This is a genomic window from Leuconostoc citreum (genome assembly GCF_007954785.1).
GTDB classification, from domain to species: domain Bacteria; phylum Bacillota; class Bacilli; order Lactobacillales; family Lactobacillaceae; genus Leuconostoc; species Leuconostoc citreum.
In genome coordinates this window covers 416,179-442,660 of sequence record NZ_CP042410.1, presented here as the reverse complement: position 1 = coordinate 442,660, position 26,482 = coordinate 416,179, and the positions used below count along the sequence as shown (strand labels likewise).

At 40.0% G+C, this 26,482-nt stretch carries 26 protein-coding genes and 1 riboswitch; of the genes, 8 read left to right on the top strand and 18 right to left on the bottom strand.

Features of this window, described 5'->3' with window-relative positions; all coding sequences use genetic code 11:
- Position 1 precedes the first annotated feature (1 nt).
- From FGL72_RS02115 to FGL72_RS02085, 7 genes are all read right to left on the bottom strand, one after another.
- The gene (locus tag FGL72_RS02115; protein WP_146992491.1) at positions 2-1,165 is read right to left on the bottom strand and encodes an N-acetyldiaminopimelate deacetylase; all 1,164 of its coding nucleotides are present in this window, start codon (positions 1,163-1,165) and stop codon (positions 2-4) included.
- The gene (gene dapD, locus FGL72_RS02110; protein ID WP_004905310.1) at positions 1,165-1,869 is read right to left on the bottom strand and encodes a 2,3,4,5-tetrahydropyridine-2,6-dicarboxylate N-acetyltransferase; all 705 of its coding nucleotides are present in this window, start codon (positions 1,867-1,869) and stop codon (positions 1,165-1,167) included. The genes FGL72_RS02115 and dapD overlap by 1 nt, the downstream gene beginning before the upstream one ends.
- 18 nt (positions 1,870-1,887) lie before the next feature.
- On the bottom strand, positions 1,888-3,189 hold the full coding sequence (gene lysA / locus FGL72_RS02105) for a diaminopimelate decarboxylase (protein WP_004901071.1): 1,302 nt from the start codon (positions 3,187-3,189) through the stop codon (positions 1,888-1,890).
- A 114-nt stretch (positions 3,190-3,303) separates the two neighbouring features.
- A riboswitch (Lysine riboswitch) is annotated at positions 3,304-3,478 on the bottom strand.
- Between the two features lie 58 nt (positions 3,479-3,536).
- The gene (locus tag FGL72_RS02100) at positions 3,537-3,872 is read right to left on the bottom strand and encodes a hypothetical protein (RefSeq protein WP_004901075.1); all 336 of its coding nucleotides are present in this window, start codon (positions 3,870-3,872) and stop codon (positions 3,537-3,539) included.
- Between the two features lie 9 nt (positions 3,873-3,881).
- Complete coding sequence (locus FGL72_RS02095; protein ID WP_012305312.1) at positions 3,882-5,258, bottom strand: nicotinate phosphoribosyltransferase; 1,377 nt, start codon at positions 5,256-5,258, stop codon at positions 3,882-3,884.
- On the bottom strand, positions 5,255-5,803 hold the full coding sequence (locus tag FGL72_RS02090) for a hypothetical protein (RefSeq protein WP_004905314.1): 549 nt from the start codon (positions 5,801-5,803) through the stop codon (positions 5,255-5,257). The genes FGL72_RS02095 and FGL72_RS02090 overlap by 4 nt, the downstream gene beginning before the upstream one ends.
- A 37-nt stretch (positions 5,804-5,840) precedes the next feature.
- A complete protein-coding gene (locus tag FGL72_RS02085; protein ID WP_004905315.1) occupies positions 5,841-6,518 on the bottom strand; it encodes a VTT domain-containing protein in 678 nt (225 codons plus the stop codon).
- Positions 6,519-6,759: 241 nt separating this feature from the next.
- On the opposite strand from FGL72_RS02085, the gene FGL72_RS02080 reads away from it, so the two are divergent.
- The 6 genes from FGL72_RS02080 (at position 6,760) to FGL72_RS02055 (ending at position 12,531) form a co-directional block, all read left to right on the top strand.
- Complete coding sequence (locus FGL72_RS02080; protein WP_146992489.1) at positions 6,760-7,296, top strand: nucleoside 2-deoxyribosyltransferase; 537 nt, start codon at positions 6,760-6,762, stop codon at positions 7,294-7,296.
- A 93-nt stretch (positions 7,297-7,389) separates the two neighbouring features.
- Positions 7,390-8,205, top strand: coding sequence for a nicotinamide riboside transporter PnuC (gene pnuC, locus FGL72_RS02075; RefSeq protein WP_004905317.1), 816 nt, complete (start codon positions 7,390-7,392; stop codon positions 8,203-8,205).
- A gap of 97 nt (positions 8,206-8,302) precedes the next feature.
- Complete coding sequence (gene rpmF, locus FGL72_RS02070) at positions 8,303-8,473, top strand: 50S ribosomal protein L32 (RefSeq protein ID WP_004901089.1); 171 nt, start codon at positions 8,303-8,305, stop codon at positions 8,471-8,473.
- Between the two features lie 120 nt (positions 8,474-8,593).
- Positions 8,594-9,229, top strand: coding sequence for a copper homeostasis protein CutC (locus FGL72_RS02065; RefSeq protein ID WP_004901095.1), 636 nt, complete (start codon positions 8,594-8,596; stop codon positions 9,227-9,229).
- A gap of 112 nt (positions 9,230-9,341) precedes the next feature.
- A complete protein-coding gene (locus FGL72_RS02060) occupies positions 9,342-11,039 on the top strand; it encodes an NFACT RNA binding domain-containing protein (RefSeq protein WP_146992487.1) in 1,698 nt (565 codons plus the stop codon).
- 148 nt (positions 11,040-11,187) lie between these two features.
- Positions 11,188-12,531, top strand: coding sequence for an MFS transporter (locus FGL72_RS02055; protein ID WP_146992485.1), 1,344 nt, complete (start codon positions 11,188-11,190; stop codon positions 12,529-12,531).
- A gap of 30 nt (positions 12,532-12,561) precedes the next feature.
- Here the strand turns inward: FGL72_RS02055 and argF are convergent, their stop codons facing one another.
- The 8 genes from argF to FGL72_RS02015 form a co-directional block, all read right to left on the bottom strand.
- Complete coding sequence (argF, locus tag FGL72_RS02050) at positions 12,562-13,578, bottom strand: ornithine carbamoyltransferase (protein ID WP_004907871.1); 1,017 nt, start codon at positions 13,576-13,578, stop codon at positions 12,562-12,564.
- Positions 13,575-14,963 (bottom strand): argininosuccinate lyase, encoded by a 1,389-nt coding sequence (gene argH, locus FGL72_RS02045; protein ID WP_004905893.1) that lies wholly within the window; start codon positions 14,961-14,963, stop codon positions 13,575-13,577. The genes argF and argH overlap by 4 nt, the downstream gene beginning before the upstream one ends.
- Positions 14,964-15,042: 79 nt before the next feature.
- Positions 15,043-16,275, bottom strand: coding sequence for an argininosuccinate synthase (locus FGL72_RS02040; RefSeq protein ID WP_146992482.1), 1,233 nt, complete (start codon positions 16,273-16,275; stop codon positions 15,043-15,045).
- 153 nt (positions 16,276-16,428) lie between these two features.
- Positions 16,429-17,409, bottom strand: coding sequence for an LCP family protein (locus FGL72_RS02035; protein ID WP_004903258.1), 981 nt, complete (start codon positions 17,407-17,409; stop codon positions 16,429-16,431).
- 61 nt (positions 17,410-17,470) lie between these two features.
- Entirely contained in the window at positions 17,471-18,835 is a 1,365-nt protein-coding gene (mgtE, locus tag FGL72_RS02030) for a magnesium transporter (protein ID WP_004903261.1), read from the bottom strand.
- A gap of 38 nt (positions 18,836-18,873) precedes the next feature.
- Positions 18,874-19,776 carry an RluA family pseudouridine synthase gene (locus FGL72_RS02025; RefSeq protein ID WP_146992480.1) on the bottom strand — a complete coding sequence of 301 codons (903 nt, stop codon included), beginning with the start codon at positions 19,774-19,776 and terminating at the stop codon, positions 18,874-18,876.
- A gap of 72 nt (positions 19,777-19,848) precedes the next feature.
- Entirely contained in the window at positions 19,849-20,646 is a 798-nt protein-coding gene (locus tag FGL72_RS02020; RefSeq protein ID WP_004905897.1) for an NAD kinase, read from the bottom strand.
- Positions 20,643-21,221, bottom strand: coding sequence for a GTP pyrophosphokinase (locus FGL72_RS02015; protein WP_004903269.1), 579 nt, complete (start codon positions 21,219-21,221; stop codon positions 20,643-20,645). Before FGL72_RS02015 ends, FGL72_RS02020 begins: the two co-directional genes overlap by 4 nt.
- Positions 21,222-21,468: 247 nt before the next feature.
- On the opposite strand from FGL72_RS02015, the gene FGL72_RS02010 reads away from it, so the two are divergent.
- Positions 21,469-22,053 (top strand): DsbA family protein, encoded by a 585-nt coding sequence (locus FGL72_RS02010; RefSeq protein ID WP_146992478.1) that lies wholly within the window; start codon positions 21,469-21,471, stop codon positions 22,051-22,053.
- A gap of 8 nt (positions 22,054-22,061) precedes the next feature.
- Positions 22,062-22,778, top strand: coding sequence for a hypothetical protein (locus tag FGL72_RS02005; RefSeq protein WP_004907880.1), 717 nt, complete (start codon positions 22,062-22,064; stop codon positions 22,776-22,778).
- A gap of 33 nt (positions 22,779-22,811) precedes the next feature.
- Here FGL72_RS02005 and FGL72_RS02000 read toward each other — a convergent pair whose 3' ends face one another.
- The 3 genes from FGL72_RS02000 to rnz form a co-directional block, all read right to left on the bottom strand.
- Positions 22,812-23,345 (bottom strand): adenine phosphoribosyltransferase, encoded by a 534-nt coding sequence (locus tag FGL72_RS02000; RefSeq protein ID WP_004903276.1) that lies wholly within the window; start codon positions 23,343-23,345, stop codon positions 22,812-22,814.
- 85 nt (positions 23,346-23,430) lie between these two features.
- Positions 23,431-25,395: a single-stranded-DNA-specific exonuclease RecJ gene (gene recJ, locus FGL72_RS01995; protein WP_146992476.1), complete on the bottom strand. Its 1,965-nt coding sequence runs from the start codon at positions 25,393-25,395 to the stop codon at positions 23,431-23,433.
- Between the two features lie 11 nt (positions 25,396-25,406).
- On the bottom strand, positions 25,407-26,375 hold the full coding sequence (gene rnz, locus FGL72_RS01990; protein WP_146992474.1) for a ribonuclease Z: 969 nt from the start codon (positions 26,373-26,375) through the stop codon (positions 25,407-25,409).
- Positions 26,376-26,482 lie beyond the last annotated feature (107 nt).

Below are 26,482 nucleotides of genomic sequence, written 5' to 3'. Positions count from 1 at the left end.
TTTATTTCTCCTCGGATGTTGCCATACGCCACAATAAGAAGGATTTCAAGGCGTTGTAACCTGGTAAAAGTGCTGATTCATCGATTGTTAATTGTGCACTGTGTAATGGATGGCTGTCGTTTACACCAAGCCACAGCATGACTCCTGGAATATGCTGTAACAAATAACCGAAGTCCTCACCTGTCATAGCTGGTTGTGCTAATTCAAAATTAATATCTGACTGTTTTTGCATAAAATTAATTACTTGGGTCGCTAATATGGGGTCATTTTCTACTGGTAAATAACTGCCACTTTCTAACGATACATTAATGGTAACCTCATTGGCAATTGCCAGTCCCTCAGCAATTTTCCTAATACGGGTCAGCATTGTTTCTAACCCTGTACGCGTCATACTACGGACTGTCCCTTCAAAATGCACTTGGTCTGGTATGACATTATTTGCAAACCCACCGTTAATGACGCCAACACTCACAACCCCACCAGCAATTGGGTTAACAGATCGCGACACAACAGTTTGAAGTTGGATAATTAATTCGGCAGCAATAACAATCGGATCTTTAGCTAAATGAGGATACGCCGCATGCCCACCTGTACCAATCACATCAACTTTTAATTCTGCTGTGCCAGCAAACAACGTACCAGCCAACGTGCTTAACGTGCCGGCTGGCAAACTTGGTTGGTCATGAATCCCATAAAACTCACCTGGTCGCCATTTACCTTCAAATAATCCCATATCGTAGGCAACTTTACCACCGCTTTCAGCCTCTTCAGCAGGTTGAAAGAAAATGATAAGATTGTCTTTTGGTTGATGCTGACTAAAATATTGTGCCAATCCCAGGGCCATTGTCATATGGACATCATGCCCACAGGCATGCATTTTGCCAGGATGCTGTGATGCAAAGTCTAACCCCGTTGCCTCTTGTATAGGCAAGGCATCAATATCTGTCCGATAACCAATTGTCCGTACTGGATTAGTGCCTTGAAAATAGACTAAAATGGCTGTTGGCAAAGCTTCAACTGTCTTAATTGTCATATAATCTTGTTGCCAAGACTTAAGTTTGGTTAACAAATAATCATGTGTCTTAAATTCTTCAAGTGCCGTCTCAGGTATTTGATGTAATTCACGACGAAATGTTTGTAGTGTTTCAAAATTTATTTCAGACATTAGAGACCTCGTAAGGCATCGATTAAAGCAGTCTTTTGTTGCGTTTTTGAATCAATTTGCTTAATAATTTTGGCTGGTACGCCTGCGACAACGGTATTAGCTGGCACATCTTTTGTCACGATTGCCCCTGCTGCGACCACAGCACCGTCTCCAACCTGTACACCTTCAATGACTACCGCATTCGCCCCAACTAAAACATGATCTCCAATACGAACTGGTTGGGCTGAAGCTGGTTCGATTACGCCTGCTAATACAGCGCCAGCACCAATATGTGATTGTTCGCCAACAATTGCCCTTCCGCCCAAAACGGCACCCATATCAATCATTGTTCCTGAACCGATTTCAGCACCAATGTTAATCACAGCACCTAGCATAATCACCGCATTGTCACCTATTGTTACCTGCTCTCGAATAATTGCTCCTGGTTCAATACGTGCATTGACAGCCTTTTTATCAAGTAGTGGTACAGCTGAATTTCGTGCATCATTTTCGACAAACACATTTTCGGCCGGCAATGCTGCAATTAACGGTTGAATTTCTGACCAATCCCCAATTAATTGTCCAAAAGATACACCACCAAACTGTTGCACAGTGGCTGGAATTTCGCCAGTTAATACACCCTTATAAGTCACTTTGACGGGCGTTACTTTCTTCGCATTAGCAATAAAATTAATTAATTGTTGTGCATCATTTGCTGTTGTCATATTATTTTTCTCCCAATTTTAATGTGTCATATTTGCTGATAGCGTGTAGTCACGATCCAGGGCCGCAATATGTTCATATGTTTCGCGTGCAACGACAAGCTGATGCTGTCCATTTTCCACAAAAACAACTGCTGGACGTGGGTTGCGATTATAGTTTGAAGCCATTGCATACCCATAAGCACCTGTTGCTAAGACGGATAAAATATCACCTGCTTGCGTCTTGGGCAATTTTTGTTGCCAAACAAGAACATCGCCAGATTCACAATATTTTCCAGCAACACGTACCACTTCTTGTGCTGGAATATTTGGTTGATTGGCTAAAACCGCTTCATAATTAGCCTCGTATAACGCAGGCCTAATATTATCTCCCATACCACCATCGACTGCTATATAGTGTCGCATATCAGGAATGTCTTTTCGCGCGCCAACAGTGTAAAGCGTTTGTCCTGCTGGACCTACCACTGAACGTCCTGGTTCAATCCAAATTTCTGGCATTTTCCAATCGTACTCGGCTGCTTTTCCTTTTAAGGTACGAATAATAGCACTTACATAGTCACTTTCTGGTAGTGGTTCATCGTCATCAGTATAACGAATACCAAAACCGCCCCCGACATTAATAATATCCGGCTGCCATCCCCAACTTTGTGCTGTATCTGCTAATAAGGCAGCATTTTTTTCAAAGCCAGTGACATCAAAAATTTGCGACCCAATATGCGCATGTAGACCTCGTAGGTGAAAATGGCTATCTTGACTAGCAATATCATACGCTGCCTTCGCTTGACCGGTTAGTAAATCAAAGCCAAATTTTGAATCTTGCTGACCGGTGCTAATAAATTCATGGGTGTGGGCCGATATTCCTGGTGAAATACGCAACAAAATATCTTGTACTACTTGACATTTTTCAGCGATTTCAGACAATAATTGCAACTCCAAAAAATTATCCACAATAACTGTCCCAATACCCTGTTGAACAGCCATCATCAGTTCATCCCAACTTTTATTATTGCCATTAAAGCTTAAGTGCTTTGGGTTAAAACCAGCTTGAATAGCAGTATAAAGTTCCCCACCTGAAACAACATCTGCGTGAATGCCTTCTTGCTGTGCCACTTGATAAATTGCCTTTGTCGCAAATGCTTTTGAAGCATAACTAACGATGTATGGGACATTTTCTTTTTCAAAAATGGCTTTAAATGCTCGCATTGTTTGCCTAATTTTAGTCACGTCATAAACATAAAGTGGTGTACCGTAAGTACTAGCAAGGTCAACCGCATCAACATGGTCAATGGTGAGGTGATTTTGTTCATTTGTTGGATAATTCATGTGCCCTCCTAAACGACATATAGATTTAGTATCATATGCCATCATTATCAACATAAAAAGCCCTTTGTTCGAGACATGGTCACGGACAAAAGGCTTTTGCTTAGCAATTTTGACAGTTTCCATAGCTCACCGTTACATGTAACGACAGTCTAACAATTATTAATTGTTAGCCCAACAGACAAAGTAGTAGTTTTTATCTATTTCGGCGATATCCCCTTTTGCTTAACGTCATGGCTGCTACAACAGCTCAGATAAGCGACTTATGTCTATCGCGACCTCTATGTGAAATTATATTTTTATTATGGTTTAATCATAACTGACAGTTTAAAAAATGTCAAATTTTTAATCTAATATTCAGTATCAATAAATTTTAAACCTAATTCACGCCCATACTGTCGAATTGTTGATTCAGCTAAATTCATTTCAAAGGCTAAATCAATATAGCTCGTCATACCATTATTAAAAAGCGCTAATACTTTCGCTTGACGTTCATCTTTGCCAATAGCTGATTCTGTTGCTAAAGCCTGAATGCCATGACCGACTAGCGTAGTATCTACCTCTGTTTTTGGTTGTCTTTCTCTTGACTCTAAATCCCGATAGGCTTGTGCTGCAGCCTTTTCGTCTAAATGCTGCGTTGTGACATTTTGATTGATATCTGCTGCTTTTTTAAATTGATAATTCATTAACTGACCTCATAAACTAGCACGGTGAATAATACTTGGACCATCAATCGCCGAGAGTTTCCCATCTTCATAAACAGTCGCTAACAAATCATCGCCAGCTACATCTTGCGCTACTGTTTTAATCGTATTACCATCTAGAATGACTTTCAATAAACCAGCTTTGGACGCTTTGGTCATGTCTGTTTTAGGATTTTTTTGAATGTTAATGTGACGCCCATCAGCTGTTTCTGCGTAAGCGGCTTTGATTGCAAATCTTTCCGTGTCACGTGTGAATCCTTCTTGCAAAAGCCCACCACCTGACCCAACAATGAGATTGTCAGCTGACCAACCTGCAGCTATTATGGTTTCATATAATGACACAATTGTATCTGCTTTCATACCATCGCCTTGAATAATACCAACATTGTCATTCAAAATACGATAGCCTTTATCATTTAAGGTTGTTCCAAAGATATCAGCAAGCAAATTCAAGACCTGCAAATCAATAATTTCAGGATCACCAGAATCTGGTCGTAACACAATGCGACCTTGACGGCTACGTATTCGTTGTTTAATCGTCGCTGATCCGATAACATGGGTCACGAAATTTAGCGCATCATATGAATCAATCACAATTGATAAAATCGCATCATCAGGTGCCCGATCAAGTTGTGCATTAACATAATCTATTTCACCTTCTCCCGGACCGTAAGCTGTGGCTACTGAATGTTCGGTTGCCCAGACCGATGCCGCGCGACCTGAAACACCGTAAACTGCCTCAAAATAACTTGAAGCAGCCATATTATCTGAACCTTGAAAATGTAATAAATGGGCTGCCCCGCCACGTTTTCCAGACATCAAAGATGTTGCGCCACGTAATCCAAAATCGTTAACAGCAACTGGTAAATTTGTTAGTGTGCCTGTTTTTTCAAACAAGGGTTGCAAACTTTTTTTTATGTATAAAGAATTTGTTGCGATAGTCGTTGGATACCAAACGTGCATTAATACAACTTCCAAAGCATTTAAACTTGTTGCAAACCAATCCTGTGTCGACTCAATTGTAAACAAGGCATTACCTACTGGCACTGTCATACCTTCAGGTAATGCTTTAATTTTCACAGGAAAATAGCCCAACGTTTTTACTTTTTCCCAAACGTCACGGTTAAAATAAGCGGTCGTATTAAACGTCTGTTTTGCTACTCTCTCAGCTTCATCAATCATTTCATCCGTAATTGGCTGTCTAAAGTAATCATGTAGAATCATTGACAAACCAAACCAACTCACTGTATCAAAACGCCCGCCAACACGTGCCTCGCCATAAGAGTATAGTTTCGTGATGTCAGTTGGGTATTGTAGATGATGTGTTAATTTATAAGCATCAGTGGCCAAAATGAGATTTTCTGTCATAAGGTTATCTCCGGTAAGTCAGTCGATATTAACATTTGCGTAACATCTTCAAAACGATCACCAGCTACTTTAATCAGACGCCAGTCATATAGTTTGTCATCGTCAAATTCATCAATGTAGGGTTCAAATTCACCCTCAGTCTGTAAAATTAAATACCCTGCAAAAGCAGACACAAATTCTTCTGGCGACGTCACAACGCGCACCAAATGACCTTTATCAAAGAAGCCTACTGCTAGATTAAAGCCGGACCATTGTCCCTCAAATGCCCATTTAAGTGTAATCCAGTCAGACATTGTTATCCCAAGATTCATCAGATAGTCTAGTGATAAGCGAATATGAATAGGATGTTTTTCTGATTGTGTGACAATACCTTGCGCATCTAACTGGCTTGAAAAAATGCCAACTAGTGCTTCAAATTCGCCGACGGTTGGCATACTTTCTTCTTGTTGCCAAGCTGTCACAGTTGCCACGTCAACATCAAGTGCGTCTGCGATTTCTGCTGTTGTTATATGTGTTAATTGTTGTAATTTTTCTATATTATTCATGCTCTTATTATACTAAAAAAGCTACCCTCAGGCAGCTTTACTTTTTTGATTGATCAATTTTTTTTGTACGATGGTTAATGACTAGTGATCTAATAACCCCAATAATGGTTGGTAGTAAAGTCACCAAGGCAATACCGATAATAATAACAGAGAAGTGACGTTTAACAAAGGGAATATTACCAAACATATAGCCCGCCCCAGTCGCAATAAAACTCCATGAAAAAGCAGCAATCACTGTGTTTCTTAAGAAATGCACAAAGGGAAACTGACTAATACCGGCAACAAATGGCACAAATGTACGAACAATTGGCATATAACGCCCAATAATAATGGCCATTGCCCCATGCTTTTCGAAAAAGCCTTCAGCTTCTCGAATATGATTTTCCTTAATAAAGCGGCCAATAATTGGATGCTTAACTAAGCGATAGCCACCTGTTCGACCAATCCAAAAATTAAGTGAATCACCGGCAACAGCAGCAATAAAGAATAATACCATAAAGACCCAATGATTTAAACCAGCAGCAATACCTGCAGAAGTTGCTGCAACGGCACCGGCAGCAAAAAGCAACGAATCACCAGGCAGGAATGGCATAATGACCACACCAGTCTCAATAAAAATAATAGCAAATAAAATCAAGTAGGTCCATGGTCCAAATTGTGTCACAAGCGAGGCAATGTGTGCATCAATATGGAGGATGAAATCAATTAAAAACATGTGTTTATTGTGTTCCTTAATTCTAATGCAAGAGAAACACGTTACTCCTCATTTTATAGTAATTCAAGTGTATCACATATTGGATAGTAAACCTAAATCGTGCAACATTATTTTAAATCTTTCCCGAATAAGGTAAGATAGATTTTGGACAAGTTTTGTCTATTTAGCTGATATTACAACATCTTGAAAATAATCTGATGTAAAGTTAAATACGTTACTCATAACAAGAAGGAGAAAACACATGAATGAAGCAAAGCTCATCAAAGAATTAGAAGAAATTAGTCGTCGCGTTGATAATAGTAAAAAATTACCAGGGGCAAAAAATATTTATTTAGCTGCCGGTTGGTTTTCAGATCACCAAGAACAATTACTTAAAGAAGCTTTTACAAAGTTAAGCGCTAACCCAACGATTGCCCATATCCATGTGCCATTATTGCATCAGTATGGCGGCGTAGCATTAGGCACATCTAATAACACCCCAGATTTTGAATGGGGCGCCATGACCTATAAGGCTGATATTAAAGCCATTGACAATTCAGACTTGACCGTTGCCGTCTTTGAAGCTGAAGATGCAGATACTGGAACAGCTATGGAGCTTGGCTACTCAGTTGCTTCTCATACACCAGTGGTCTCTGTTTTTGCTGGTAATATTGATGAGCATCCAATTAACTTAATGCTATCATTTGGTACAGATGCTCATGTCACCTCTACTGATGCATTGGCTGATTATGATTTCTTTGATATTACACCAAACAAGTATATGGGTAAGTTAATTTAAAGCACAAAATTTAAGAAAGGTATCGGGCCGCTCTCTCAAAGCTCCGTTTAAAAAACAGCAACCAATCAGAGTGCCTTAATTCCGATAATTATCATGAACATTAATCAAACAAATCACATTTCACATTGGCAACTTCTAAATCCAATCTGGTATGGCCAGCAGTTCAAAGGTTGGACTCGCCTATCTTACACGTTATTGGGTGTCGGGTTACTGATTATTGCCTACACTAGTTTTGCCATGGGCGCGGTTATCACGTCAATGACATTCGCCACTTTTTTTGCTGCAGCATTTGGTTGGATTACTGTCCTTGGTCTCAAAGAAGCCAAACCTATGAATGGCCTTTTTGGTCTGTTATCTGCAGCTATCTATATTTATGTGGCTTGGCTACACCGTAATCCAGCTGATGCTATGCTACAGCTCACTTACGTGATTCTACTTGACATCCCCGTGCTCATTATGCCAGGGTGGGTAAAAAATACGAATCAGCATGTCCGCTTCATTCATGAAACTGATATACGTGGTGAAAAACACGGTAAAGTTTTCTGGTACACAATGCTAACTGTCGTTGCAATTATTGCTTTCGTTGCGGCTTATCTTTTTGAAACAAAAATTTTGCATACACCTAGACCAATATCTGACTCACTTGTGCTTGGTACTGGTTTAATTGGTGCCGTGCTAACCACCTTTCGTTTTTCTGAGAGTTGGTTTGCTTGGTTATTACAAGGTATCATGCAAATTATCTTGTGGGGATTAACGGTTGCTGCTGGTGGTGCCTTAGGTGCTTCAGCTATTGTCATTCTGGTAACCTATTTAATGTATTTTGCTAATGATATATTGGCCTTATTACAATCTTCTTGGTTCCACCACAAAGATATCACCGCACAGCTTGCAAAAAACAGTGTCAAGTAAAAAACCTTGACACAATTTTTTAAAAACCTATTGACAAATGGCTCAATTTTAGATAAACTTGACTAGTTGATAAATTGAAACGAAAGGAGGTGCCATTATGGCTACCCCATCAAACAAGAACTCTAAGTCTCATAAGCGTAACCGCCGCGGACACATCGGTTTGAATGTTCCTAACATTGTTTTGGACAAGACAACTGGTGAATACCGCGTAGCTCACCGTGTATCACCTTCTGGTGTTTATAACGGCAAGCAAGTGATTGAAAAGTAATCACATAAAAGCCTACTTCTAATTTAAGAAGTAGGCTTTTTATTTCCTTTACATAACAAATTACAATGATTTTTTATCTCATTTAACATCATCATGTCACTTTTGTGGTAGAATAGTGACATGACAATTACAATTAGAGAAGCGGCTGTTGACTCTGTTGAAGCTGCCAAACAAGCGCGCCGCAAAGGCGCTAATCGAATTGAACTCAGTAGCCACTTAGAACTCGGTGGTTTAACACCTGATACGCGTACAATCATTGACACCTTGATGGCTGTCGAAGACGTTCCTGTCGTCATTATGGTTCGCCCACGAGGTGGTGATTTTGCTTACGATGATGCAGAACTGCAACAAATGCAAGATAGTCTTCAGCAAATTGCAGACCTCGGTGGTCAATATGTGACATTTGGTGTCGTCCGTAACCATCAACTAGACTTTGATGCCATGATGTTACTCATTAATCATGCTCATGAGTTACATTTAGAAGTCATTATGCACATGGCATTTGACCATATTGCCCAAGAAAGCCAACAAAACGTGATGCAATGGCTGTCTGATCATCATGTCAAACGTATTCTAACACATGGTGGGATGTTAGAAACACCAATTACCGATCTTCTATCCGAGTTGCAAACTTTAGTCAATACTTCACCACCGGATTTAACTATTCTCCCTGGTGGTGGCGTAACTGTCGCAAATGCGCAACGTATTGCCAACACATTAGGCGTTACAGAAGTACATGGCTCAAAAATAGTTTAGCTGTCACATCACAATAAATATTGATTGAATGGTCGCTTTAATTATTATAAAGTGACCATTTTTAAATGACTAGTATTGGAATCAACAACATTCAAAAAGTGAGGAACAAGAAATGCCACTGGATGGTCTGTTTACACATGCCCTTGTGCATGAATTTAATGAAAAACTTGTTGGTGGCCGTATTACAAAAGTTCACCAACCCTATGCTAACGAGATTGTTTTAGTCGTGCGACAAAATGGCCAAAACTATCCTTTGTTGCTAAGCGCCCACCCGACTTATGCTCGCGCACAAATCACCTATATTCCTTATGAAAATCCGCAAACAGCACCGAACTTTGTGATGTTTCTAAGGCGTTATCTTGAAGGCGCCAAGCTGCAAAAGATTGAACAAGTTGCTAATGATCGTATGATTAATTTTTACGTTAATGCGCGTGACGAATTAGGTGATGTGCAAGAAATTCGACTAACAATTGAAATGATGGGGCGTCATTCTAATATTTTTTTGGTACGTGAAAGCGACGCCCGTATTTTAGAATTAATCAAACACGTCCCCGCTGACCAAAATCGTGTCCGCTCGTTAATGCCCGGTGCTCGTTACATTCTACCGCCTGAACAGCATAAGCTTAACCCTTTCACTAATGATTTAACTGATTTAGCGACAATGATTCTTGACCAACCGGTTGAAGCATGGCCAGCCTTTATCCAAGCAACTTATCAAGGCTTCAGTCAGGACTCAGCAAAAGCTTTAACGCGAGCCATCGATACAACTGGCGATCGGATTCAGTATGCAAAAAATTGGCTAGCAGCTTTTGATCAACCAAAGCCAACTCTGTTTCACTCTGATAAGGGGAATCTGAGTTATGCAGCCATTGATTGGCTACAAGACTTTGCGACCAAGCAACATTTTGATAGTCTTGGGATCATGCTAGATGCCTATTACGTTGGTAAGGCTGAACGCGAACGTGTCAATCAACAAGCCGGCTCACTTGTACGCGTCGTTAAAAACGAACTGAAAAAAAATAATACTAAAAAGAAAAAATTATTAGCGACCTTAACTGATGCTGAAAATGCTGATGCACTGAAAGTTATGGGTGATTTACTCATTACCTATCCACATTTAGTGACAAAGGGTATGACATCTGTCGCGATTGAAAATTATTATGACAACAATAAGTTATTAAATATTCCGCTTGATCCAAAATTAAATGGACTAAAGAATGCTGAAAAATATTTTAATAAGTATCGTAAGTTAAGAACTGCTGTAAACTATGTCAATACCCAATTGGCATTAACAACAGCAGAAATTGATTATTTTAACAACATTGTTGCACAATTAGAGGTCGCCTCACCTAAGGATGTTGCTGACATACGCATTGAATTGATGAATGGTGGCTACATTCGCACTACAAAAAAAAGTAAGCAAAAGCCGAAAATTTCTAAGCCCGACCGTTTTGAAAGTTCCGATGGCACACTAATCGAAGTTGGCAAAAACAATTTGCAAAATGAGCGGTTATCTTTGAAACAAGCCGACCGCCGTGACATTTGGCTTCACGTTCAGAAAATACCTGGTTCACATGTTATTATCCACTCACCTCAACCCTCCGAAACAACATTACTAGAGGCTGCTAAATTGGCCGCCTACTACAGTAAGGCAAGGCAATCGGCAAATGTTCCCGTAGATTATTTACCAGCTGGAAAACTACGTAAACCCAATGGTGCCAAACCCGGATTCGTTATTTTTGAAGGTCAACAAACACTTTATGTGACACCCGAACCCGACCTTATAGCACGCTTAAAAATAAAATCTTAACCCTTGACAAATCACCTATTTGTCTGGTAAATTTAAAACTGTTGTTTCGTACAGATAGCATGTGTTAAAACACATGCCGACAAAAGAGGCGTGACATTATCTTTTTAGATAATGTCACACCTCTTTTTATTTTTTAAGGAGCTAATTCATGAGAACAAACAATTGGCATGTTATGCCGGCAGTGATTGCTTCTGGCATATTAAGTTTCAGTGGTGTCTTGATTGAGACAGCTATGAATGTTACTTTTCCACAGTTAATGACTGAATTTAGTGTCACGACAAATGCTGTGCAGTGGATTACTACGGGTTACCTATTGGCAATTGCTGTTATTATACCCATTTCAGCATTTTTAATTCGTAATTTTTCAATACGTACATTATTTATGACGGCAAATATTTTGTTTCTGATCGGTATTATTTGTGATGCTTTTTCACCAACACTAACTTGGTTATTAGCTGGACGTGTCTTACAAGGCATTGGCACCGGCATTGCTTTACCACTGATGTTTCATATTATACTGACCCACTCACCAATGAGAACACGCGGCATGATGATGGGTATTGGCAGCATGATTACTTCGTTAGCACCTGCCATTGGCCCAACTTATGGTGGCATTTTGTTGAACAGCTTTGGGTGGCGGGCTATTTTTTGGTCACTTGTTATCTTGTTAGTTATCTCGCTCATTATTGGCATGTTTAGTATTCCTAAAGAGCCTGTTCGTCTAACTGAGCCTTTTCCCTTCCGATCATTTGTCTGCCTTTCAATCGGCTTGGCAACTGGATTGTTAGCCATTGAACAGAAATCACTACCGTTATACTTTATCGGATTACTAGCACTCTTTATGTTTTATCATGTGAACAAAAAACAAAAAATGATTAATCTCACGCTTTTTCGTAATGTGTATTTCGATGCCTATATGTATGGCATGCTAGTCTATCAAGCTATCTTACTCGGTTTGTCGTTTATCTTGCCAAATTATTTGCAGTTATATCAGCAACATAATGCGACTGTTGCTGGTATGTTTATGTTTCCAGGTGCTTTAATCGGCGCACTGCTTGCACCAATAGCTGGTGCTTTGTTAGATCGTATCGGTCGTTTTTGGCCAGTTTTTGTTGGCTTGTGCTTTTCAACAACCGCACTCATTTGCTTTGTTGTATTCTTACCCTTACTTAATTTCTGGTCCCTACTTGGTCTACACGTTTTGATGATGGTAGGCGCTGGTCTAGCTTATGCTAACTTCATGACTTTAACGTTAGGTGCACTTAAGAACCACGAAACAGCTGATGGGAATGCGGTATTAAACACGATGCAACAACTTGTTGGCGCTGCAGCGACTGCTATTGTGGCCCAAATTTTGGGACAAGCCATGCGCCAACAACCACACCAAGGAGTACTCACTGGCGCGCAGACAGGTATTGGTTATTTAGCAATATTTATCAGCTGTGCCCTTGTTTTATTTGTCTTCTTGCATGTTCGCCAAAAAAAGAATTAGGATACTAAAAAAGTTCGCATTGCGAACTTTTTAGTATCCTATCGGTAAAAACATATGACCTAATGTTGCTGCCATCACAGCCTTAATCGTATGCAAACGATTTTCTGCCTGATCAAATTGATAAGCAAAGGGTGCATTAAATATTTCGTCAGTAATTTCCATTTCGGTTAAACCGTATTTTTTATATATTTGCTGGGCAACTGTTGTATTTAAATCATGAAAAGCTGGCAAATCATGTAATACAATGACGTTAGGATTCCCTGTTGCCGATACCAATGCCTGATTAATTTGATAGGGTAATAAGCACTTAATGCGCTCTGCAAAAGTTGATTCTTCGCCCATTGAGGCCCAGACATCCGTATACAAAACATCAGCGCCAGCAACACCCGCTGTGATATCATCGGTTATCATCAATGTTGCACCAGATTCGGCTGCTTTCTGCTGTGCTATGTCTTGTACATCACGATTTGGTTGTAAAGACTTAGGTGCTACAATATGAATATTAACACCCAAAATAGCACCCGTAACTAATAGTGAATGTGCAACGTTATTGCGACCGTCGCCCATGTATGCTAGTGTCACACCATCAAGTGAACCTAATTTCTCTTTAATTGTTAGAAAATCGGCCAACATCTGTGTGGGGTGCCATGCATCGGTTAAGCCATTCCAAACCGGCACCCCTGAATACGTCGCTAAATCTTCTACAGTTTTTTGAGAAAAGCCACGATACTCGATACCATCATACATCCGACCAAATACTTTAGCCGTATCTACTAATGATTCTTTTTTACCCAATTGAATATCATGTTGTCCTAAAAATTCAGCATGTGCCCCTAAATCATTTGCCGCCACTGTAAAACTAGAACGTGTCCGTGTTGAGGTTTTCTCAAATAACAACGCAATATTTTTTCCTTGTAAATATTGGTGAGGAATATGCTGTTGCTTGAGATACTTAAAATGTGCTGCTAAATCAATTAAGGTTTCTAACTCAATTTTGGTAAAATCAATTTCTTTTAAAAAAGATTTCCCTTGAAAATGTGAACTCATTGACGCGCCTCCAAATTTTTATACTGACGTGCAATTTCTTTTTGTACGTTCGCTACAGCAGTACCACCAATTGAAGTACGACGATTGACAGCTGTTTCTGATTGCAATACAAGATAAATATCAGCTTCAATCTGCGGTGCCGCTGCCTGTAAATCAGCTAAAGCCATGTTCTGAAGAGGCGTATGGGTTTGAATACCAGTCAACACTAATTGCCCGACAATCGCGTGTGCTTCACGAAAAGGAACACCCTTTGTTGCTAAATAATCAGCTAGTTCGGTCGCATTAGAAAAATCATCTTGCGTACTTGCTAACATGCGTTCTTTATGCACTGTTATTTCACTCAACATACCCGTAAAAATTTTAATCGCAGCCAGCACAGTATCCATCACATCAAAGACTTGTTCTTTATCTTCCTGCATGTCTTTATTGTATGCTAAAGGAAGTGCTTTCATCGTTGTCAAAAGTGCCATTAATGCACCATACGTGCGCCCTGTTTTACCACGCACTAATTCTGCAAAGTCTGCGTTCTTTTTTTGTGGCATAATCGATGATCCTGTCGAAAAATCATCAGACAATTCGATATAATTGAATTCATACGTTGACCATAAAATCAATTCTTCTGCCATACGAGATAAGTGCATCATCAGCATGGCCGCATTAGATAAAAATTCTAATGCAAAATCACGATCAGACACGGCATCTAATGAGTTATGGTAGATATCATTAAAACCTAACTGCTCTGCAACAAACTCACGATCGATTGGGAACGTTGTGCCAGCTAAAGCTGCTGCCCCAAGTGGCAACATATCGGTATGCTTTTGGTTAAACTCAAAACGATCATAATCACGTTGAAACATCTCACAATACGCTAAAAGATAATGACCATAAGTAATTGGTTGCGCATGTTGTAAATGTGTATAGCCTGACATAATTGTTCCAGCATGTTGTGTTGCTAGCTGTAACAGAGTTTCTTGTAATTCAGTTAACGCATCCAACACATGTGGCAAGCGATGTTTCACCCACAAATGAAAATCTGTTGCAACTTGATCATTCCGTGAACGTGCTGTGTGTAATTTACCTGCTACCGCCCCAATTTTTTTTGTTAACAGCACTTCTATATTCATATGAATGTCTTCATTTTTAACATCAAATGCTAGCATGCCATCATCTAACTCTTTTTTTAAGGCCACCAATCCAGCAACAATTTCTGCTGACTCAGATTCTGAAATAATTTGTTGCTTACCAAGCATTTTAGCATGGGCAATTGAACCCTCGATATCTTCGGCTGCCATTTGCTCATCAAAATGAATTGATGCACCAAACTCATCGACCCATTCTGCAGCCTTAGCAGTGAAGCGGCCACCCCATAGTTTTGTTGTTGTCATAACATTTTAACAATATTGTTTTGCCAATAAACAATATAATCCTTTCCCTATTTATGTACGATGGCTTTCGCCATCTTTTTTAATTTTTAAGCTTCAATTGACTGGGCTTTTGACTGTGAACATGATTCACTTGTTCGTACACCGTGTTACTCAATGTCCATAATTTGATGAAACCAACTGCCGCGGCTTGATCGAAGGATGAGGCACTGGTATATGTTGCTAAATCCTCATCATAAAGTGAATTATGCTCTGATTGACGTGCAACAGCAATGGCACTTCCCTTGAATAACTTCATCTTCACCACACCGTTTACATTTTTCTGTGTCTCATCAACGAAAGCCATAAGACTATCAAATAGCGGTGATACCCATTTAGCTTCATAAACTAAATTAGCAAGTTGTTGTTCCACCATTGGCTTAAAGTGAGCCACATCGCGTTCCAATGTCAAATCTTCGAGATCTTTATGTGCTGTCATCAAAACAGCTGCTGCCGGTGCTTCATAGATCTCACGTGATTTAATCCCAACCAAACGATTTTCAATATGATCAATACGTCCAATGCCATGCGTGCCTGCCATGATATTGAGTTTAATAATTAAATCGGCTAATGGCATTTCATTACCATCTAATGATGTTGGAATGCCAGCAGTAAATGTGACGTCAACAAATTCTGGTATATCAGGTGTATTTTCAATTGCTGTCGTTAAAGCATAAGCATCCTCGGGTGCCTGATGCCAAGGATTTTCCAAAATACCCGCTTCATTAGCACGTCCCCATAGGTTTTCATCTATTGAGTATGGTGACTCTAAATTAATTGGTACAGGCACATCATGTTGCTGAGCATATTCAATTTCTTCTTCTCGAGACCATTGAAAATCACGAATAGGTGCTTCAATTTTCATATCTGGGTCCAAAGCATGAATTGCTGCTTCAAACCGAACCTGATCATTACCGTGTCCTGTTGAGCCATGTGCAATAGCAACTGCTTCATTTTCGTGTGCGATATCCACTAATTTTTTAATAATTAAAGGTCGTGAGAGAGCTGAAACCATTGGATATTCGCCCTCATATAACATATTGGCTTTAATCACTGGTGCAACATATTGGTCTGCAAATTCAGCTTGTGCGTCAATAACGATAGACTGGCTAGCGCCAACTTTAAGTGCTTTTTCCTGGATAGCAACCATATCTTTGCCATGTTGTCCGACGTTTAAGACCACTGCAATAACATCGTATCCTTTTTCTTTTAACCAAGGAATAGCAACTGAAGTATCCAAACCACCTGAATAAGCTAATACTAATTTTTCTGTCATGTTAGTGACCTCCGTGTTTATGTATGCATTAATAATACCGCCCACCGTTTTTTTATTCAACCATTTACTGATTATATACACTTTAAGGCTGAATAACAGCGATAAAAATGTATATTTTTGCAATAAAAAAGCAGATAACCTTAATCTGCTTTTTTATTTCGTCATTTGTTCAGTTATGGCACGGTGGACACGATCAATTTCAGTTGGCGTCATAACCTCAACCGCACCTAAATCCCCCATGCTTTGTGTTGTACCATGCAGCTGATCTTGCTTAACATGAGATAATGCTGAACGATAGTTAAACGCCAAATTTCTCATAGAACTGCTAGATACATCAGTTTGAATATTATTAGATAACATGTTTAACAATGTATCATTAAACAGTGATCCAACACTTGCCGCATGCTTGAGGACTGCTTGAATGATTAATTGTTGTCTTCTTTGACGACCATAATCACCATCTGGATCTTCGTGTCGCATCCTTGAAAAAGCCAGCGCCTCGTTGCCGTCCATGTGGTAGCTTTGACCAGCAACAAACGAATATTGCTTTTTAGAGTCAGCTTGCGTATCATCCCCTTCAGTTGTAAATGTTAATGGTGATATCACATCAACACCGCCAACGGCATCAACCATTTTAATCATGCCTGCCATATTAACCAGAAAATAGCCACCATTGATTTTAATGTTCAATAAATTTTCAACAGCAGATAACGCTGAATCAGCATTACCATAGGCATAAGCCGCATTAATTTTCATTTGTTGGCCATTGACAGTGACTAAGGTATCACGCGCAATTGATGTCATTGTCGTCGTTTGTTTCGATGGATTAACTGTCATAACCATCATAGTATCTGTGCGGCCTTTATAATCACGGCCTAGCTCACCAGTATCAGTACCCAGCAATAAGTATGATACTGGCGCTTTGCTTGCAGTGACTTGATCAGCTTTTTTCGTTGTTGCAGAAGGTTTCTGCATCTTACTAATTGTGCGATTCATTTTATAATAGGTTACCGCACCTACAGCAACACCAGACAGCAACAATAGGCCAACAATAATTAAAATGATACGACGAACTGTATGGCTTTTTTTGCGGCCATTTTGTTTACCCTGTCGATGTAATGATTCACGTGTCATGACACTTACTCCTTAATTAAACGACTTCTCAAAAAATTAGCAAAAGGTAATCATTGTAACCCTAACCACCAATGAAATGTGTAATAAACAGTTGTGCGACATTAAAGTAAATTAGCACAGAGGTTAAATCGGATAATGTGGTGATAAAAGGCCCACTCGCCACTGCTGGGTCAAAGCCAATTTTATCAATTACAACAGGAATGAGATAACCTGCTAGATTGGCAACAATAATAGCAATTGTCATTGCTAATCCTACAGCAAAGCCTAAGACAACATTTTGTTTCCATAGCGCGACCACTATAAACACTGACAAACCAGTAGCGATACCCACCAAAATACCAGCAATAACTTCGCTAAAGAAATCTCTTAAGCCATTTTTATCACTTCCCACGGCAATACGACGCACCGCTAAGGCTAAGGCTTGTGTCCCAGCATTTCCAGCTGTTCCAGTAATTAAAGAAATAAAAGCAGCTAAGATTGAAGCACGCCTCACTAAGCCATCGTAAGAGCTAATTAAAGTTGCGGTTGTCATACCTAATAACAATAATGCAATTAGCCAAGGAATACGCTTAACAGCAGAGTGCCAAGGCGTATCGTTAATTTGACTGACGTTAACGGCCGCCAAACCAGAGTAATCTTCGACGGCCTCTTCGTCAATAACATCAACAATATCATCAACTGTAATAACACCTAACAAACGATTATTATCATCGGTAACAGGAATAGAAAGGAAGTTATAATTAGCCACAATTTGTGCAACATCTGCCTGATCATCACCAGCTTTAACACTAATGATACGCTCATTGGTAATATTAATCACTGGTAAATCATCAGCATGGGTCAGCAAATCTCGTAAAGAAATAACACCCATCAAATGTTCTTGCTTATCGAGCACGTAAACATAACTAATTGATTCCGCTTCCAGTGCTTGCTTTTTAACCAAATGCATCACATCGTCAACATGTAAATTTTCTTCAACAGCTAAATATTCTGTCGACATTAACGAACCGGCAGTTTGCTCATCATAATTAATGAGTTGGCGCACTTCATCGGCTTCTGATTTTGGCATCAGACTAAGATAGGTTGCAACTAGCCGCGGTGGCATTTCTTGTAACACGTCGGCCGCATTATCGGCGTACATTTCTTGCAAAATACGAGCACCGCGTCTTGGTGGCATTTCTTTCAGTAACGCAACGATGTCAACCTCATCAACATCCAGATTGTCAAAAACGCTGGCTAGGATATCATCAGAAAGTAACCGCCAGGCAACACTACGAAATTGTTCTGGCAAACCAGCATACGCTTGTGCCATTTCATACTCATGTAGTGCTTCAAAACTATCGATAAATGTATTGTCTTGTCCAGACTGAATCAAGTCTGAAAGGTGCTGAATTGTCTGGTTTAATTCTTCAATTTGCTCAGCCATATTAACCGTACACCTCCTGCTATTATGCTTATTATCGTTTAAATCAAATCACGCAACCCTTTTAAATCCTCTGGTAACTTTGTATTAAATTCACGGTAATCCTCAATGAATGGGTCGTAAAAACGCATGTGATAAGCATGTAATGCTTGTCTTTTTAAGCCATGCCACAATGGTCCGCCGTATAAATCATCGCCAACCAATGGGTGGCCAATGTTTTTAAAATGGACACGGATTTGATGTGTGCGCCCCGTATGTAATTGCACTTTCACACGCGTCATTGGCTGCTCGCCATTTTCATCATAACGGCGCTCGATCCAATATTCGGTACGTGAAGGTTTGCCATCATCACGAACTTCTCGTTTAATAAAATCGCCTTCTACACGCCCAATCGGAGCATTAATGTCACCATGATCTTCAGTAAGAATACCACTGGGATAAGCTAAGTAAAATTTTTCTACTGTGTGATCCTGTAATTGTTGATCCAAAACAGCGTGCGCAAAGCGATGTTTAGCCAATAGCACAATACCAGATGTATCTCTATCTAGTCTTGTCACCACGTGAGGCACTAAATCTTCGGCATTAATCTCTTCCAAGTGACCTTTCACTTGATTAACCAGTGTATGTAGACGGTCAGCGTGGCCAGGTACAGTTGTTACCCCATATGGTTTATCAACAACTAACCAATGCTCATTTTCAAAAATAATATCGAGTGGTCGATAATCAGGCACAACTAAATCGTTTCCTTTTTCAGTTGGCATGACTATCGTCACTTGATCCCCATGATCTAAATAATCCGAGGTATAAACCTGTTGCCCATTTTTTAAAATGGCACCACCATTATGCTTCATTTGGCTAAACATACGATGTGAGACCCCATGCGCTTGTAAAAATGTTCTCACCTTTCGTTGTTCTGTGCCTGAATATGTCCAAGTAAATTGCATGACTAACTATGTAAATGCAGCAAAACAAAGCCGTTTTGTGCATATATTCCTCTCAATAAATATAAAATATTGTTATGACTCAATATCATTAATAAACGCCCGATGGACACGTTGCCAAAAATCGACATGTCGATATGCCGCAAAATGCACTTGTTTATCAGCGACACGAAAACGCAGCTCATTAATATGTCGGCCTTTGATTTCAGATTGATCATACATCACCAAAAAATGATTACTTTTTGGCTTGACGATAATTTCTTCACCTTTGGGAACGACTAATGGCGACCCCAATGTCCTAAACACACGATTATTAATCGAAGCAATCTCTGACATTTGGATTGCTGATAATTTTGGATGTAATACAGCGCCACCATTAGCTTTATTGTAAGCTGTTGAGCCGGTCGGCGTAGCAACGGCAATGCCATCACCCCTAAAGCGTTCGAATAATTGACCACCTAAGTATATATCAGCAACTAATGTACCGACCGGTTGCTTAATTGCGGCTTCATTAAGCGCCAAAAAATGATACTGCTCACCGCTTTCATGAACAACCGTCATGTCTAACAAGGGATAGCTTACACGCTGACCATTGTCATGCGTTAAGCTGCTCACCAGATTGGCAAGCTCGGTGCTCAACCAATCGGTATAAAATCCCAGATGGCCTGTATGTAAGCCAACAAAACGGATTGTATCAATCTGATCGACGTAATGCTGAAAAGCACCCAGCAACGTGCCATCACCCCCAACAGTAATGACAATATCTGGATGCTGATTATCAATGGTTAGCCCATTTTTCTCAAGTGAAGCAACTAACGATTGCGTAATCATCTGTGAATTTTTAGCATCATTATTAAAAATTGCTATCTTCATTCTGTCGCCCGAATCTCACTGACTCTTTGATCCCATTCGAAGTTTTCTTCTGCCAAAATAGTCAGTTGTTCTGCCATTTCAGCTGGTAACTCATCGCCATGCTTGTAACGTAAATCATGCTCAATCGTAGCCCAAACATTCATAGCGATTGTACGTACTTGTATCTCAGCTAATACTTTCTTTTCCCCGCCATACATTTGTACGGGGTATTCAATTACAATATGGTACGAACGATATCCAGAAGGCTTGGCATTCATGACATAATCACGCTCCTCAAGAATCTGGAAATCTGTGCGATCACGTAACAATTCAACAACAGTGTAAACATCCTCTACGTACTTCGTCATAATACGTACCCCAGCAATGTCTTGCAAATCTAATGCTAAACGCGATTCCTCTAGATGACGCCGTACTATTTTTTCTTCAATGGATGACTTTGATTTTACTCGACCTGTCACGAATTCAATCGGAGAGTTTTTCCCCTCTTTTTCGTACTGGTCACGTAAACCACGTAACTTAACTTTCAGCTCTGTTACCGCCTGTTGATACGGAACAAAAAAACGTTCCCATTCCATGACGACACCTCTTTCTAAACGGATGCTTACTTGCTCATCCGCCCCATCTTTATTCACATAGTTATGCTGCGCTATATCTGTATGCAATATAGCGCAGCATGATTGTTCGTTTAGTTTACAAACTCCATTTTAACACACATCTTGTTTGGTTTTGAGCTTATCAGTCGACAAGACAATCATTTACAGGTAAAATATGGTTTTGGATAAGGAACCCTATATTTATAATCGGCTATCTCGGAGGTCTATCATGCTTGACATTTATCATTTTTCTAATCCGCTTTCCACGGATTGTTTAAAAACTGAGGAACGGCTATTACAACTCAGCTACGACTTATCTGAGCGTGTTCATCTGCGCTTTATTCCACTCTTAGATCATCACCTTGTGGCAAAGCTAACGCCAAGTTACTTGCGCGACAGCACTACGGACAATAACGATCAAAAAAGTTGTCATATTGCTATGGACTATAAGGCAGCTCAAGTTGAAGGCAACAAAAAAGCGCGCCGTTTTTTAATTAATTTACAGCATGCCCTAACAAGTCAAGCTTATTCACTGGCATTAGTCACTGATATAGCGGAAACAGCACGTCTAAATGTTGATGATTTTTTGGTTAACCGCGAGGCCACAGAAACATTTCAGGCCGTATTAGAAGATCAGGATTTGGCAAAACAAATGCTATCCAAAGCTGATCCTTGTATTGCCATCGATGACCCGACAGCAATCGATACACAACTATTAACTAACTTATCAATTGACAACCTAATTGCGACTTTCGCGCCACATTGTGCCAAGTCATTAGCACCAGACATTTTACGTCAACACTTATCAATTTAAATTAAACGATGATGGACACAACCTTTTTCGAGGCATTAAGTGATTACGAAAAAAGCCTCTCCGATGACCGATTAGCACAATTCAAAATTCAAGCTGCCAAAGACGTATTACAGCGTTTGGCAGTTCACAAACTACCGCAAAAGCAACTACCAAAGCTCAGTTTTACAGAAAAACAAATATTGAAAAATCCTAGCTTAATGCCATTAGATGATTTATTATCTAATTTTAGGCAATGGTTGATTACGCAGTTTGGCGTATGGTATTTGCCTAATCTGAAGTGGTTGGCTGACCTCAATCATTTTATTGCTGGCCGCCGCGTACTGGAAATCATGGCAGGCAACGGTCTCATTACCTATGGCCTACGGGCACTGGGCAATGAGCTGGTTACAGCCACAGACACCTTTCAATGGCAAGAACAAGATATCGAAATAGCCGATCCTTGGACTCAAATTATACCACTAGATGCTGAAATAGCCTTACAGAACATATCATACGATGTCGTTATTATGAGCTGGGCGCCCGACACAGCACAAACAGATGTAAAAATCTTAAATTATCTTCGAGCAACTCATTTTACTGGTGACTTCATTCTCATTGGTGAACCATTTAAACATACCAATTCTATGGCATTTTGGCAAACAGCTCAGTTAACAAAAGTACCCGAACTCAATGCAAACCATCACTCTTTTGATACTATTGATGACCGTATTTTCCTAGTTAAATAGGGTAAGAACACTTAAGTGTTCTTACCCTATTTTTTAATATGTCATGAGTGTTAGAAATGGTACTTCACGCCCATTTTGCATAATTTTTTCACGACCATGCAAATCTGTTAGCTCAATAATAAAGGCAACCCCTGCAACAATGCCACCTAATTTTTCAATAATTTCGCGAGTAGCGTTAATTGTGCCACCCGTTGCTAGCAAATCATCAACGATTAGGACACGTTGTCCTGGTTTAATCGCATCTTGATGAATTTCCAAAACATTTTCACCACCATATTCTAAAGAATACGCTGCACTCACGGCTGCTCGTGGTAATTTACCACCTTTACGCGCTGGCACAAAGCCGATATTTAAAGCATAAGCTAGTGGTGAACCAACAATGAAGCCACGCGATTCAGGCCCAGCAATTAAGTCGACGTTTAAATCTTTTGCAAAATCAGCAATGGCATCTACTGCTTGCTTATAGGCAACGCCATCCCCCATCAACGGTGAAATATCGCGAAAATTAACACCTGGTTCTGGAAAATTTTCAACGGTTGCTACATAATTATACAAATCTACTGTCATTTTTTCTCTCTGAGTATGTGTTAATGAACTGTTAAACACTCGTACGATACCTCTTTAGGCCATACTCATACTTTCTATTTTATCATTAACGGTTAGCCAAAAATTTAAGATAAGTGGTTGACATCGTTAATGCCTTTTGCGGCGCATTTGGGACTACTTTTACAAAACCACCGTCCACAACATGGACAAATCCAAGTTCGATAAATACTTGCACCATGATATTCAGGTCAGTTTTAGTAATTTGTAGCTGCTTTGCTATTTTATCCAAGTTTTGTGCAAAATTCAAGTCTTGATTAGCGTAGATGAACTTGTAAACATCGGCAAAGAATTTTTTGTGAGTATTGTTATCCGTGACTTGTGGCATAGTCATATCAGCTAACAATAATTGCAATTTTTTTTGACCGCGAAAATAATTCATGCCTAACGTCGCCGCAAACGAAATATTTTGCGGATGGGCAACAACACTTGCCCATTCAGGATGATTAAAGCCAACAGCTTCAACATGATTAGCCAGTGTTAATTTAATATGCTGGTTTGTTGTGCCCATAGTTGCTGCTTTGGCAATCTTTGGTTCTTGCACACCAAAGACCGGTTGCGGGTTATCGGTTCCAAAGGGTTCTAAAAGTGTCAATGCATCATAAGACGCTGTGGTCATTGTTTCAGCACTTAACATCATATTAACATTTACTTCTTTTTCAGCAATGTTAAGTGGCTGAAGCTGTTTGATTTGATTTTGTAATGATGTCAAATGAGCTGGTGTAATTGCTAATCCAAGTGCACTAGCATGACCACCAAATGTCTCATAGAGATCGCGATATTGTCCCATTAAAGTGTACAAATCAAAATTGCCATACGATCGACCAGAACCTTTATAAACCCCATCAACTTGGCTTAGAACAATGACTGGCTTGTGCATTAACTCAACCAACCGGCTGGCAACAATACCCAAGATACCTTGATGCCAATTTTCACCAGCAATAACCAAAACTTGATCGTCGTGGTACTTATCTGATAATGCAATTTGCTTAGCGGCGCCAAACACTTCTTCAACAATTTCTTGTCTTTGTGCGTTAATGGCTTCGACTTGGGTGGCCAAATTAACAGCTGTGTCGTCATCTTGTGATACTAATAAATCTAAGGCAAGTTTTGCGTCGCCTAACCGACCGACCGCATTCAAGCGTGGTGCAATTTTAAAAGATACTGTTTCCGAATTAATTGGCTGATTCGCTACCTGGCCAGCATTTTTTAACAAAGCAGCAATGCCTGGACGTGGGCTATCACTGATTTGTTTTAACCCCCAAGAAACAAGTGTACGATTTTCATCGGTTAGCGATACCATATCGGCAATTTCACCCAATGCCACTAAGTCTAATAACTCTGTTGGTAACTCACTCTTTTCTGTCACTGGCTGCGCATCAGTCAACAACGCTTGCGCCAGCTTGAAAGCAACACCAACGCCAGATAAGTCAGCAAATGGATAATGTCCGTCAGGATGTCTTGGATGCACAATTGCGTAAGCTTCCGGCAATGTTGGGGCTAATTCATGATGATCTGTTATGATAACATCGACACCGGCACGCATTGCCATAGCAACAGCCTCATGACCACTTACACCGTTATCAACTGTCACAATTACCTGAGCACCCTCTGCAATTAAACGTTGATATGCTGCAAAATTAGGTCCGTAACCATCAGTAAAACGATTTGGAATGTAGACCGTTACATCGGCACCCAATACTTCTAAAGCTTCAACCATGACAGCCGTGCTCGTGACACCATCTAAGTCATAATCACCATAAACAACAATCTTTTCGCCACCAAAAGCTGCTTCCGTTAAGCGTTCAAATGCTTTATCCATGTCATGTAGCAACATGGGATCATGTAACTGCGTAATGGTCGGCTGCAGATAACCAAAGGCAGCCTCTGGCGTCGTATAGCCTTTTTGCGCAACAATCGTAGCCGTTAATTGATTAATATTTAATTGTGACGTAAGTTGTCTAACCGCCTTTTCTGGTGGTTGTGGCATCAAGCGCCAATTACTCTGACTCATTGTAACCTTCTTTATACTTTGTGTGGGTCTGAAACCGACATCTCTTTTTTGAGTGGCACATCTATCACATCTAGGTCTCTTGCAACAATCGTGTTTGGGAAAACATGGCGCACATCTGAAACCAAATTCTTAAGCAATGGACCAATATATCGAGCTGATAGATGTGTTAATATCAACTGATTGGCCTGTGCTCGACGTGCATTATTAGCTGCGTTAATACTCGTCGAATGGGCATGTGCCCGAGCCATTTTTGCTTCATCTTCACCGGCACCATATGTACTTTCATGAACTAAGACATCTGCGTGTCGCGCTAGAAGCTCGATATTATCATTTGGGCGGGTGTCTAATATAAATGTGACAACACGTCCCCTTTGTGCTGGACCAACATAATCATGACCATCTAAAATACGACCATCAGGTAAACTAACACGTTTTCCTGCCTTAAGTTGTCCAAATATCGGACCAGATGGTATGTTTTCTGCACGTAATTTATTGACCAAAAGTTCACCAGGATGATCTTTTTCTTCGACTCTAAACCCCCAGCTTTCAATGCGATGTTTCATTTTAGCCGCAATGACACGAAATGTTTTATCATCAAAAACAACACCTGCCGTTAATTCGACAAAAACCAACGGATAAGATAGACGTGTTTCAGAGACACGGAGGACTGTTTGCACAAACTCTTTCACACCTTTTGGACCGTAGATGGTTAATGGTTCATTTTTATCTGCACCCTGAAATGAACGCGAACTCAAGAACCCCGGCAACCCAAAAATATGGTCTCCGTGCAAATGAGAAATAAAGATTTTTTCAACTTTGCGCGGACGCAAGGTGGTTTTTAAAATTTGATGTTGCGTGGCTTCACCAACATCAAATAACCAGACTGCGTTACGCTCATCTAATAAACGCAAAGCAATACTGGTAACATTTCTAAATTTTGATGGTTGCCCAGAACCTGTACCTAAAAATTCAAGTTGCATTTTTATTGTGACAGCTTGACCCGGTAAATGACCGGATAATCAAACTTATTCTCCTAATCAATTAGACGATCACAGACCATCCATAACTTATCCATTTTACCATATCT

What these genes read in the sequence shown, in the direction of transcription:
- argF (WP_004907871.1), bottom strand. Translation starts at nt 13,578, where the DNA reads ATGAGTTCACATTTTCAAGGGAAATCTTTTTTAAAAGAAATTGATTTT.
- argH (WP_004905893.1), bottom strand. Translation starts at nt 14,963, where the DNA reads ATGACAACAACAAAACTATGGGGTGGCCGCTTCACTGCTAAGGCTGCA.
- rnz (WP_146992474.1), bottom strand. Translation starts at nt 26,375, where the DNA reads ATGCAACTTGAATTTTTAGGTACAGGTTCTGGGCAACCATCAAAATTT.
- FGL72_RS02015 (WP_004903269.1), bottom strand. Translation starts at nt 21,221, where the DNA reads ATGGAATGGGAACGTTTTTTTGTTCCGTATCAACAGGCGGTAACAGAG.
- FGL72_RS02090 (WP_004905314.1), bottom strand. Translation starts at nt 5,803, where the DNA reads ATGAATAATATAGAAAAATTACAACAATTAACACATATAACAACAGCA.
- FGL72_RS02085 (WP_004905315.1), bottom strand. Translation starts at nt 6,518, where the DNA reads ATGTTTTTAATTGATTTCATCCTCCATATTGATGCACACATTGCCTCG.
- FGL72_RS02065 (WP_004901095.1), top strand. Translation starts at nt 8,594, where the DNA reads ATGACAATTACAATTAGAGAAGCGGCTGTTGACTCTGTTGAAGCTGCC.
- FGL72_RS02100 (WP_004901075.1), bottom strand. Translation starts at nt 3,872, where the DNA reads ATGAATTATCAATTTAAAAAAGCAGCAGATATCAATCAAAATGTCACA.
- FGL72_RS02055 (WP_146992485.1), top strand. Translation starts at nt 11,188, where the DNA reads ATGAGAACAAACAATTGGCATGTTATGCCGGCAGTGATTGCTTCTGGC.
- lysA (WP_004901071.1), bottom strand. Translation starts at nt 3,189, where the DNA reads ATGAATTATCCAACAAATGAACAAAATCACCTCACCATTGACCATGTT.
- FGL72_RS02000 (WP_004903276.1), bottom strand. Translation starts at nt 23,345, where the DNA reads ATGACAGTAGATTTGTATAATTATGTAGCAACCGTTGAAAATTTTCCA.
- rpmF (WP_004901089.1), top strand. Translation starts at nt 8,303, where the DNA reads ATGGCTACCCCATCAAACAAGAACTCTAAGTCTCATAAGCGTAACCGC.
- recJ (WP_146992476.1), bottom strand. Translation starts at nt 25,395, where the DNA reads ATGAGTCAGAGTAATTGGCGCTTGATGCCACAACCACCAGAAAAGGCG.
- FGL72_RS02035 (WP_004903258.1), bottom strand. Translation starts at nt 17,409, where the DNA reads ATGACACGTGAATCATTACATCGACAGGGTAAACAAAATGGCCGCAAA.
- FGL72_RS02010 (WP_146992478.1), top strand. Translation starts at nt 21,469, where the DNA reads ATGCTTGACATTTATCATTTTTCTAATCCGCTTTCCACGGATTGTTTA.
- FGL72_RS02005 (WP_004907880.1), top strand. Translation starts at nt 22,062, where the DNA reads ATGATGGACACAACCTTTTTCGAGGCATTAAGTGATTACGAAAAAAGC.
- FGL72_RS02080 (WP_146992489.1), top strand. Translation starts at nt 6,760, where the DNA reads ATGAATGAAGCAAAGCTCATCAAAGAATTAGAAGAAATTAGTCGTCGC.
- FGL72_RS02020 (WP_004905897.1), bottom strand. Translation starts at nt 20,646, where the DNA reads ATGAAGATAGCAATTTTTAATAATGATGCTAAAAATTCACAGATGATT.
- pnuC (WP_004905317.1), top strand. Translation starts at nt 7,390, where the DNA reads ATGAACATTAATCAAACAAATCACATTTCACATTGGCAACTTCTAAAT.
- FGL72_RS02115 (WP_146992491.1), bottom strand. Translation starts at nt 1,165, where the DNA reads ATGTCTGAAATAAATTTTGAAACACTACAAACATTTCGTCGTGAATTA.
- dapD (WP_004905310.1), bottom strand. Translation starts at nt 1,869, where the DNA reads ATGACAACAGCAAATGATGCACAACAATTAATTAATTTTATTGCTAAT.
- FGL72_RS02040 (WP_146992482.1), bottom strand. Translation starts at nt 16,275, where the DNA reads ATGACAGAAAAATTAGTATTAGCTTATTCAGGTGGTTTGGATACTTCA.
- FGL72_RS02060 (WP_146992487.1), top strand. Translation starts at nt 9,342, where the DNA reads ATGCCACTGGATGGTCTGTTTACACATGCCCTTGTGCATGAATTTAAT.
- FGL72_RS02025 (WP_146992480.1), bottom strand. Translation starts at nt 19,776, where the DNA reads ATGCAATTTACTTGGACATATTCAGGCACAGAACAACGAAAGGTGAGA.
- mgtE (WP_004903261.1), bottom strand. Translation starts at nt 18,835, where the DNA reads ATGGCTGAGCAAATTGAAGAATTAAACCAGACAATTCAGCACCTTTCA.
- FGL72_RS02095 (WP_012305312.1), bottom strand. Translation starts at nt 5,258, where the DNA reads ATGACAGAAAATCTCATTTTGGCCACTGATGCTTATAAATTAACACAT.